The sequence below is a fragment of the Nostoc sp. genome (genome assembly GCF_036917315.1).
In the GTDB taxonomy this organism is placed as follows: domain Bacteria; phylum Cyanobacteriota; class Cyanobacteriia; order Cyanobacteriales; family Nostocaceae; genus Nostoc.
Map to the genome: position 1 here is coordinate 24,357 of NZ_JBALDR010000028.1, position 9,419 is coordinate 33,775.

Genomic DNA, 9,419 nt, shown 5'->3' on the forward strand with positions numbered 1-9,419 from the left:
AGATTTGTACCCCTCTAGTCAATAAATTGTACTGGAGGAGTCAAGCATCAGGTATCCGTAACAAAGTTCAGATTTTAGTAGCTTTTTTGTAAAACATAAGCTACAAAATCTGGCTAAATTTTGCCAAAGTTCTGTATTTATTGTGACTTTTTACCGTAATAATCGGAAATCAGTTTGCTGATTTATTCTGTCAGCTAGGAGAATGCCTTTCAAGAGCAAGTTGAATTAACCGATCGACTAATTCTGGAAAGGGGACTCCACTATGGGCCCACAGTTGAGGATACATACTCGTCGCAGTAAAGCCTGGTAAGGTATTGATTTCGTTAATAAATACTTCTTGTGTTGCTTCCACATAGAAAAAATCTACCCTTGCTAACCCAGCAGCATCAACAGCGGCAAAAGCTTGTAAAGCCATGTCCTGAATTTGACGAGCGATCGCCTCTGGAAGCTGTGCGGGGATCAGTAAATCTGCCCGACCCTCAGTATATTTAGTTTCATAATCATAAAAATCGCTGTCATAAGTAATCTCTCCAATGACAGAGGCTTGAGGTCGATCGTTACCTAAAACGGCACACTCAACTTCTCTAGCGACGACTCCCGCTTCTACAACTAGTCGGCGATCGTAACTGGCAGCACTATCTAAAGCAGCTTCTAATTCTGGGCGCGATCGCACTTTGGCAATACCCACTGATGAACCCAAATTAGCTGGCTTGACAAAAGCAGGATAACCTAATGCTGCCTCAATTTCATCACACAGTTTCGGAAATACGCACGGATTAGACCAAACCTGCGATCTAGTTACCGCCTTATATTTCACCTGTGGTAATCCCGCTTGCTCAAAAGCCATTTTCATGGCAATTTTATCCATTCCCATTGCCGAACCTAACACCCCAGAACCGACAAAGGGGACTTGCATCAAGGTGAGTAACCCTTGAATTGTTCCATCTTCACCGTTGGGGCCGTGGAGAATGGGAAACCAAACATCCACTTGGGCAACTTGAGAGGGAGATTGCCACTTGCTCAGGGTTTGGGCTTGAGGGTTGGATGTCAGATTTCCAACAGATGTTGATTCTGCCGATTCTAGTAGCGGACTGCCGGTTGCTAAAACCTTTTCGGGTGCTTCTCCTGCCAGCCAGCGACCATCTTTTTGGATATAAAAAGGCAGTATTTCGTACTTATTAGCATTTTCCCCTGCACTCAAGGCGTTAGCGATCGCCCGTGCTGATTTGATCGAAACTTCATGTTCTCCCGAACGACCGCCAAACAGTAACCCCACCCGCAGCTTAGTCATTTTCGGTTCCTCCACAGTTCTCAAGCAGATAGCGTATCACAACCTACAAAAATTGCCATATTTTTCTAGATTATTTTATTCCCTGTTCAAACCCTGCCCTCCATTTCTCACAAGCTTGAGGGGAAGAAGGGGCAGAGGGAAAAAACTTACTGCAACTTCTCCCCTGCTCCCCTGCCCCTCTGCCTCTCTGCCTCCAATTAAAACAATCGTGTTGTCAGCTACAGTAATATTCCAGGAGAATGGGCAACAATATTGATAACTAACTAGAAATGCAGCCCTACCTGTAAAAGATGCTGCCGTTTCATGAAACCCAGAATTATTGTTTGTGGCTTAGGACGTACCGGATATAAAACCTTTCGTCTGCTGAGACACCAGGGAGCCTTCGTTGTTGGCATTCATCACCAATCTATCCCTGGCGAAACGGCAGGAGATGTGATTGTTGGAGATTTACAAGCAGCTTCTACCCTGACAGCAGCAGGAATTCAACAGGCACACACTTTAGTAATCGCTGGATCTAAAGATGCTCTGAATTTATCTATTATGATGCAAGCGCGGGTGCTAAATCCCCAGATTCGGATTATCAACCGTTTTTATAATACAAATTTAGGAGAGCGCCTAGATCAAAGTTTGCCAGACCATTTGAGTATGAGTGTTGTCGGATTAGCAGCACCCGTATTTACCTTTGCAGCGCTGGGAAACCGAGCGATCGGACAAATCAAATTATTTCAGCAAAATTGGCCAATTCACGAAGAATACATCGATGAAAACCACTTCTGGAGAGGTCGAAAGCTGAGTGAATTGTGGTCAGACCGATCGCGGATGCTAATTTATTACTTACCAGTCAAAGGTGAGATGGATTTGGTATCAGCCGTCATATCTGGCCAAGAAATCCAAGTAGGCGATCGCATAATTATTGGCACCCAACCCCGCATCCGTTCTCCCCGAAGATCGTTGATTAGAAAACTGCTGAAAGTTATGACTAATTTTAGGCAGTTTCAGGAACACGGGCGATCGGTAGTGGTAGGTGCTATTGCACTATTAACAGTTATTGCGATCGCTACATTCACCTATATGTCGGCTGAGTTGAGTTTGTCTCCTGTGGATGCTCTATATTTTTCTGTCGGCATGATTACCGGAGCGGGTGGTAATGACAAAGTAGTAGAAAATGCTCCTAACAGTATTAAGTTATTTACTGTTGTGATGATGCTGATTGGAGCAGTGGTGATTGGTATTTGGTATGCCATGCTCACCGATTTTGTCTTAGGAAGCCGCTTTAAGCAATTTTGGGATGCAGCCCGAATTCCCCAGCGATCGCACTACATTGTCTGTGGCTTGAGCGGTATTGGGGTGAGAATTGTCCAGCAACTCCACGCCAGCGGACATGAAGTTGTAGTCGTTGAACCCGACTCCAACAGTAAATATATCAACACCGCCCGCGAACTCGGTATCCCAGTGATTCAGGGCGATGCTAGCTTCCGTACAATACTCAAAGCTAGCAATATAGAATCTGCCGCCGCAGTGCTGGCTGTTACTAGCAATGATGCTACCAATCTCGAAATTGCCCTCAAAGCCAAAGGTTTAACACCCAGCATTCCAGTGATTGTTCATTATGCCGATCCTGATTTTGCTGGCATAGCGCAACAGTTATTTGGCTTCGAGGCCGTACTGAGTCCGGCTGAACTAGCAGCTCCAGCTTTTGCCGCCGCTGCACTAGGGGGACGTATCCTTGGTAATGGCATCACAGCCGATAGTCTTTGGGTAGCTTTTGCGACTGTAATTACAGCTTCACACGTCTTTTGCGGTCAGTGGGTGAAAGATGTAGCAATGTCTGCTGACTGTGTACCTTTGTACGTAGAAACAAATCACCAAACTCTTCATGGTTGGGATTTACTAGAAACGAACCTCAGCGTTGGTGATGTTTTATATATGACTATGCCAGCAACGCGGCTGTATCAGTTATGGCGGGGCGAGCAAGTTTGCGAATCACACGCTTAAGGCAATTCCCACAGTCATTGCACCCTCATTCGTGACATTGATGTAAACTTAAACCAAAATCCTTTTTAAACCTCGTTTCTAGGCAATTATTAAAGTCAAAAAAGGATCTGTGGTGAAAGCTGTAATTAGACTAGCTAACGAAAGTGATGCCTTAAAAATGCTGGCAATTTATGCGCCAGTTGTATGGGAAACTTCAATTTCCTTTGAGATAGAGCCTCCCAGCAAAACGGAATTTGAAAAACGCATCAATAACTATCAACAGCAGATGCCTTGGCTAGTGTGTGAAATTAACGGTGAGATTCTAGGTTATGCCTATGCTACTCCCTACCGGACTCGTGCTGCTTACCAATGGTCTGTAGAATCATCCGTGTATGTAAATGTTGAATATCGCAGAAAAGGAGTTGCTAAAGCTTTGTACACTTCTCTTTTTGGGTTGCTGCAACTCCAAGGATTTTATAACGTTTTTGCTGCGATCGCTTTACCCAACCCAGCAAGTGTAGCTATGCATGAGGCTGTCGGTTTTTCGCCTCTAGGTGTTTTTTACAGAGTTGGGTATAAATTTCGTAAGTGGCACGATGTTGGCTGGTGGCAACTATCTTTGCAACAAGAGCCACCGTTATCAGTAAATCAGCCTCTTTCTTTGCCAGAAGTTCAAAAATCATCTCTGTGGAATCAAGCTTTAAGAAGTGGACTCTTGCTACTTCGCGTTTAACTTGGTGTTGCCCTTAGCTACTTAACATTTGTACATAATTTTCCGTAAATTTATCTGCAATAGAACATACTGATACCAACCATAGACAGAAAACTTGTCTTAGAAGTGTTATTATATTTGCCGCTTGATTCTTACAGAAGCGCTTTTTTAATTAATTGAACTATAGCAATCCTATTTAATTTGTGAGAATTGTAACCCGCATATCCCCCTGACTTTTCACAGCATCTGGAAAACCTCACTTCTATTTCTCTCTCCTCAAAAGAGAGAGACTTTGAATTTTTTCCCTTCCCGCATCGGGAAGGGGGTTAGGGGGTTAGGTTTTTCGTGGGCTTTTTCACCACCACTTCCCACTGCCATTTATTTGTTAACTACTCGTTGTTGGTATTCCTGCTCAGTAATCATATCAAGAGTATTTTCTAGACGATCTACAAATACGATCCCGTCGAGATGATCGTACTCATGTTGAAAAATTCGAGCGATAAAATCGGTTAATTCTTGCTTTTGTAAGTTGCCTTGAGAGTCAGTATATTCGACTTCAATAGATTTATAGCGAGGAACTAACCCCCTAATTCCAGGAACACTTAAACAACCTTCCCAATCTTTGACAACTTCAGTTGAATGAGCAATGATTTTGGGATTAATCATGGCAGTAGGTTCCATTTCCGGGGCGTTGGGATACCTGGCATTAGGACGAGAAGCCACAATAAATAAACGATAGGATTGTGCTACTTGAGGCGCAGCGATTCCCACGCCGTTAGCTTTAGCAACAGTGGCGATTAAATCTTCAATTAATTTTTGGATTTGCTCATCTTGGATATTTTCAACCCAAGCAGCTTTTTGGCGCAATGTTGGATTGCCTAATTGAATTATCGGTGCTAATTCAGTCATGATAAAACTCCTTTAGGTAAGGGAAGTAGGGGAGCAGGGGAGCAGGGGAGCAGGGGAGCAGAGGAGCAGAGGAGCAGGGGAGCAGAGGAGCAGGGGAGCAGAGGAGCAGAGGAGTAGAACAGCAGGCGGAGTAGAACAGCAGGCGGAGTAGAGCTATTTACAAATGACGAATGACGAATGACAAATGACGAATGACAAATGACAAATATCATCCTTCACGTCTGACGGGCAAAGGAGCAGGTTGAACTCCTACTTGGACAATTTGCCCATTGCGTTCCACTTCTATGGGTAATTTCGTACCGATTTTGCTCTTTTCTACTAGCTTTTGTACTTCTTCAATTTTAGTAACAGGCTGGCTGTTAATGCTTTTAATCACATCGCCGACTCGTAGCCCAGCTTCAGATGCAGGCGATCGCGGCACAATCTCAACCAGCAAAACGCCGTCATCTGCTGTCAGATTTAAGCGATCGCCTGCTCCATTTTTTATCTTTTCTTTAATTTCTGGTGTCAGTGTCACCATCTGCACACCCAAATAAGGATGATCCACCTTACCTGTAGCAATTAATTGCTGGGCAATTCTTTGTACGGTGTTAATAGGGATAGCAAATCCCAAACCTTGAGCGCCGCGAATAATCGCTGTGTTCATCGCAATTACCTGTCCACGAGCATTAAGCAATGGCCCACCAGAATTACCAGGGTTAATCGCTGCATCCGTTTGGATGTAATCAACCCGCTTGTCACTAGCACCAATATCACTACCAGAACGACCTGTGGCACTAATAATCCCAGAAGTGACGGTATTATTCAAGCCTAATGGATTACCAATGGCAATTACAGCCTCTCCTGGTTGCAAGGTATCAGAATTACCCACAGCTAGAGTTGGCAGATTATTCGCATTAATTTTGATCGTTGCCACATCCGTTACCGGGTCTTCACCCAAAACTTTCCCATCAAAAGTCCGGCCATCTTTGAGTATAACAGTCACTCTATCAGCACCATCTACCACATGGGCATTGGTAACAATTTGACCGGAAGAATTAATAATAAATCCAGAGCCGCTACCGCGCTCTACCCTTTGTCTAGGCTGTGGGCTTCTCTCTCCAAAAAACCGCCGGAAAAATGGATCGTTAAATTCGTCTGGTACGCGAGAAGTGATTGTGCGGGAAGAATCAATCCGAACTACCGCAGGCCCCACCTGTTGCACTACTTTCACGACAAAATTAGGATCTCCAGACGAAGAGAAAATCGGCGGGGGGACAATTACCGGATTAGGTTGTGTTGTGTTTTGGGCTTGAGTATCGCTTTGCTGATTATCAACAGTCCTAGCAGGTAGAAGAGAGCAGCTCCCCAGAAACACCACTGCTACCCCGTATGAGAGCATCCACAACCTATGGGGTAAGCCCCTGGTTTCAATCTTTTTGGGCGCTGAGTGATGGTTTGTTATCTTCATGTGTCGTTGCTTCTCCCTTGTCAGTCAGTGGGTGTTAGGATCTTGCCTACTGGGTATGTCCCAAAATGGTTACAACTTAAAAGCTTATTTTAGGTCTAGCGTGTCTCAATGCTAAATTAGTGCTTTCTCTTCTATTGTGACGATTAGCAGCAAAGGTGGTGGATAATGGAAATTCCCATAGAAAGTCTGTGGAGTCAGGTACTAGAGCGCCTAAAGCTTGAACTATCTCGACCCACCTTTGAAACTTGGATCAAAACTGCTAGTGCAGAGCGATTAGAAAATAATTGTTTGGTTATCCGCACTCCTAACCCATTTGCTCGTAATTGGTTACAGAAGTATTACATCAATACCATTGCTCATGTAGTACAAGATATTCTCGGTCATCCCGTAGGAATTTACATTACAGTTGCTCAAGGTGATGAAGTTTCTCATTTTAGCGAACGAGAGGTTGCTTGGGAATCATCAAATTCCAGCAGTATTTCTGAACCTGTTCCCGATCGCAATCATCAAACTACTGACTTAAACTCTAAATATGTCTTTTCGCGGTTTGTAGTTGGTGCTAACAATCGCATGGCTCATGCTGCTTCTTTGGCAGTTGCAGAATCTCCGGGTAAAGAGTTTAATCCTTTGTTTTTATGCGGTGGTGTCGGCTTGGGAAAAACTCATCTGATGCAAGCTATTGGTCATTATCGCTATGCAATTTCTCCTAATTGTAAAATATTTTATGTTTCTACTGAGCAGTTTACTAATGATTTAATTACAGCCATCCGTAAGGATAGTATGCAAAGTTTTCGAGAGCATTACCGAGCGGCTGATGTTTTATTAGTGGATGATATTCAGTTTCTTGAAGGGAAGGAATATACTCAAGAGGAATTCTTTTATACTTTTAATACTCTACATGAAGCTGGTAAACAAGTTGTCATTGCTTCCGACCGTCCGCCTAATCAAATTCCTAGCTTGCAAGAACGTCTTTGTTCTCGCTTTTCTATGGGCTTAATTGCAGATATTCAAAAGCCTGATTTAGAAACGAGAATGGCAATTTTGCAGAAAAAAGCTGAGGATGAAAATATTAGTCTTCCCCGCGACGTGATTGAGTATATAGCTTCTAACTACACTTCTAATATTCGAGAATTAGAAGGAGCTTTAATTCGCGCGGTGGCTTATATTTCTATTTGGGGTTTACCGATGACGGTGGAAAATATCACACCAGTTTTAGAACCGCCTAACGAAAAAATGGCAGCTAGCCCAGAAGCTATTTTAAAGGTTGTAGCGGATAATTTTGATGTTTCAATAGATGACCTCAAAGGTAACTCGCGACGAAGAGAGATTAGCTGGGCGCGTCAATTAGGAATGTATCTCATGCGCCAACACACTCCTTTGAGTTTGCCGAGAATTGGCGAAGAGTTTGGTGGTAAAGACCATACAACGGTAATCTATAGTTGCGATAAAATTAATCAACTCCAAGAGAGCGATCGCACTTTAGCACAAACAATCCGCCAACTGAGCGATCGCATCAATATGACTAGCCGTTCTCAAAAATCATCCTGAAGATGTATTTTAAGTTTTCCACAAGCAGCAGTCTCAATTATGAGCTTTGACGGTTGAAGAATTAGTCAAGAATATTAAGTAACGTCTAAAAATTGATTAAATTTAACTTAGATTGTGCAAAAAACTGGGGAAAACTTGATATTCTACAGTCAAAACTTAATTAAGTATAATTACCTTGTGGAAAAACTCAAGTACTTTTCCACAAGTTTTCCACAAGGTAAACTTGCCTAACTATATATGATTTCAACAACAATTGCGGCAAGTTTTCCGCTATTTACTGGCATCGCCATAGCAGTCCTAAATCATTAATCTTTTCTAAAATTGCAAATACTCTGCTCACTCCACCGACAACTCACCTACCACCAAAACCCTCAACTCTATCACCCGCTTCAAAGCTGTATCATTGGTCAAAAACGTCTCACAACCAGCAATTATTGCCGTCGCCACCTGCAACGCATCGGGTAACTGAAGGTTATAATGTACCCGAATTCTCGCGGCTTCTCGCGCAATATTAGCATTAATCTCCACAAAAACTACTTGTTCTTGTTGCAACACATCCACAAAAGCCTGCTCTAAATCCACTAACCCCAGACGTATAGCACCCACCAAACACTCTGATAACGTTATTGCAGATACTACTGCTGTAATGTCAGCTTCTAACCGATCAAAAATTGGATCGACTAAATCCACAAACTGCGGATTGCGTTCTACAAAATAAATTACGGGTGCTGTATCGAGAAATAAGCGAGAAACTCCAGCTAACGCATCACTAATTTTCATTCCTCTCCTCGCAACAACCGTTCTCGATGCTCATCTCCTTCCCGTCGAGTCCGCGAAATCCATTCCTGAGCATCCTCACCCAATAGCGGATAAGATGCCATACCCTTCAAATTGCTCCACTTGCGTTTTGGTTGCGCTTGAATGATATGTTTCTTCATACGCTCCACCAAATGCCCCATCACCGTCAATTGCTCCTCTGGAGTTAACTGCTCAATCTCGCTTAAAATTTTTTCAAGTGACGGACTCATCAACTTAACCCCTATCAACTGCTGTAAATTTTAGCGTCTTTACTCTTGGATATATCCCATTTCAATACCTACACCATTATCCAACTGTATAAGACTAGATAATTTTTAAATTGGTTCTACTATTTATTACTGGTAAACAGCGATCGCTTTAACATAATTAGAAAATTGCAGCTAGCTCAAGCTACCTACACTTTTGAGTAAAGTCGTCTGCCTGATGTAGCCTTTTATCAAGTAATATGTTATAGGTAATAAGTATTATTACTGTAAGGCTGATGTCTAATTCTCAACCTTCTACCTCTTCTAATGCTAATGCCTTGAGTGATTTTGAGTTGGAGTTATTGAAGCAGGAATATTTCTTCCTGCAAACCACTATTGAAGACTACAATAAGCAGATTTGGGCAATTAAAGCTCTTGGTAAGCTGTTGCGCCTACAATTTGCATATAATAAAGATGAATATAACTTCGGGTACAGGTTGTTATGCCGGCTATTGGCTTTCTAAGTTTAGA

Annotated in this window: 9 protein-coding genes; 4 read left to right on the forward strand and 5 right to left on the reverse strand. The window is 42.8% G+C overall.

The window, feature by feature from the left end:
- Positions 1–190 precede the first annotated feature (190 nt).
- Positions 191–1,291 carry a D-alanine--D-alanine ligase family protein gene (locus V7K84_RS12605; protein ID WP_334838461.1) on the reverse strand — a complete coding sequence of 367 codons (1,101 nt, stop codon included), beginning with the start codon at positions 1,289–1,291 and terminating at the stop codon, positions 191–193.
- Positions 1,292–1,594: 303 nt separating this feature from the next.
- Between V7K84_RS12605 and V7K84_RS12610 the strand changes: the two genes are divergently transcribed.
- A complete protein-coding gene (locus V7K84_RS12610) occupies positions 1,595–3,286 on the forward strand; it encodes an NAD-binding protein (protein WP_334838463.1) in 1,692 nt (563 codons plus the stop codon).
- A gap of 112 nt (positions 3,287–3,398) precedes the next feature.
- Positions 3,399–3,998: an arsinothricin resistance N-acetyltransferase ArsN1 family B gene (locus tag V7K84_RS12615; RefSeq protein ID WP_334838465.1), complete on the forward strand. Its 600-nt coding sequence runs from the start codon at positions 3,399–3,401 to the stop codon at positions 3,996–3,998.
- 357 nt (positions 3,999–4,355) lie between these two features.
- On the opposite strand, the gene def is transcribed toward V7K84_RS12615, so the two are convergent.
- Positions 4,356–4,886, reverse strand: a complete 531-nt coding sequence (gene def / locus V7K84_RS12620) for a peptide deformylase (RefSeq protein WP_179068956.1) — start codon at positions 4,884–4,886, stop codon at positions 4,356–4,358.
- Positions 4,887–5,094: 208 nt separating this feature from the next.
- Positions 5,095–6,336, reverse strand: coding sequence for an HhoA/HhoB/HtrA family serine endopeptidase (locus V7K84_RS12625; RefSeq protein WP_334838467.1), 1,242 nt, complete (start codon positions 6,334–6,336; stop codon positions 5,095–5,097).
- Between the two features lie 165 nt (positions 6,337–6,501).
- Here V7K84_RS12625 and dnaA point away from each other — a divergent pair, with 165 nt between their 5' ends.
- Positions 6,502–7,884, forward strand: coding sequence for a chromosomal replication initiator protein DnaA (gene dnaA / locus V7K84_RS12630; protein ID WP_334838469.1), 1,383 nt, complete (start codon positions 6,502–6,504; stop codon positions 7,882–7,884).
- 336 nt (positions 7,885–8,220) lie between these two features.
- Here dnaA and V7K84_RS12635 read toward each other — a convergent pair whose 3' ends face one another.
- Positions 8,221–8,664: a type II toxin-antitoxin system VapC family toxin gene (locus V7K84_RS12635; RefSeq protein WP_334838471.1), complete on the reverse strand. Its 444-nt coding sequence runs from the start codon at positions 8,662–8,664 to the stop codon at positions 8,221–8,223.
- Positions 8,661–8,912, reverse strand: coding sequence for a hypothetical protein (locus V7K84_RS12640; RefSeq protein WP_334838473.1), 252 nt, complete (start codon positions 8,910–8,912; stop codon positions 8,661–8,663). The genes V7K84_RS12635 and V7K84_RS12640 overlap by 4 nt, the downstream gene beginning before the upstream one ends.
- 272 nt (positions 8,913–9,184) lie before the next feature.
- On the opposite strand from V7K84_RS12640, the gene V7K84_RS12645 reads away from it, so the two are divergent.
- Entirely contained in the window at positions 9,185–9,412 is a 228-nt protein-coding gene (locus V7K84_RS12645) for a hypothetical protein (protein ID WP_334838474.1), read from the forward strand.
- Positions 9,413–9,419: the final 7 nt, after the last annotated feature.

Coding starts and splice junctions, on each gene's coding strand:
- V7K84_RS12605 (WP_334838461.1), bottom strand. CDS start 1,291: ATGACTAAGCTGCGGGTGGGGTTACTGTTTGGCGGTCGTTCGGGAGAA.
- V7K84_RS12610 (WP_334838463.1), top strand. CDS start 1,595: ATGAAACCCAGAATTATTGTTTGTGGCTTAGGACGTACCGGATATAAA.
- def (WP_179068956.1), bottom strand. CDS start 4,886: ATGACTGAATTAGCACCGATAATTCAATTAGGCAATCCAACATTGCGC.
- V7K84_RS12625 (WP_334838467.1), bottom strand. CDS start 6,336: ATGAAGATAACAAACCATCACTCAGCGCCCAAAAAGATTGAAACCAGG.
- dnaA (WP_334838469.1), top strand. CDS start 6,502: ATGGAAATTCCCATAGAAAGTCTGTGGAGTCAGGTACTAGAGCGCCTA.
- V7K84_RS12635 (WP_334838471.1), bottom strand. CDS start 8,664: ATGAAAATTAGTGATGCGTTAGCTGGAGTTTCTCGCTTATTTCTCGAT.
- V7K84_RS12640 (WP_334838473.1), bottom strand. CDS start 8,912: ATGAGTCCGTCACTTGAAAAAATTTTAAGCGAGATTGAGCAGTTAACT.
- V7K84_RS12645 (WP_334838474.1), top strand. CDS start 9,185: ATGTCTAATTCTCAACCTTCTACCTCTTCTAATGCTAATGCCTTGAGT.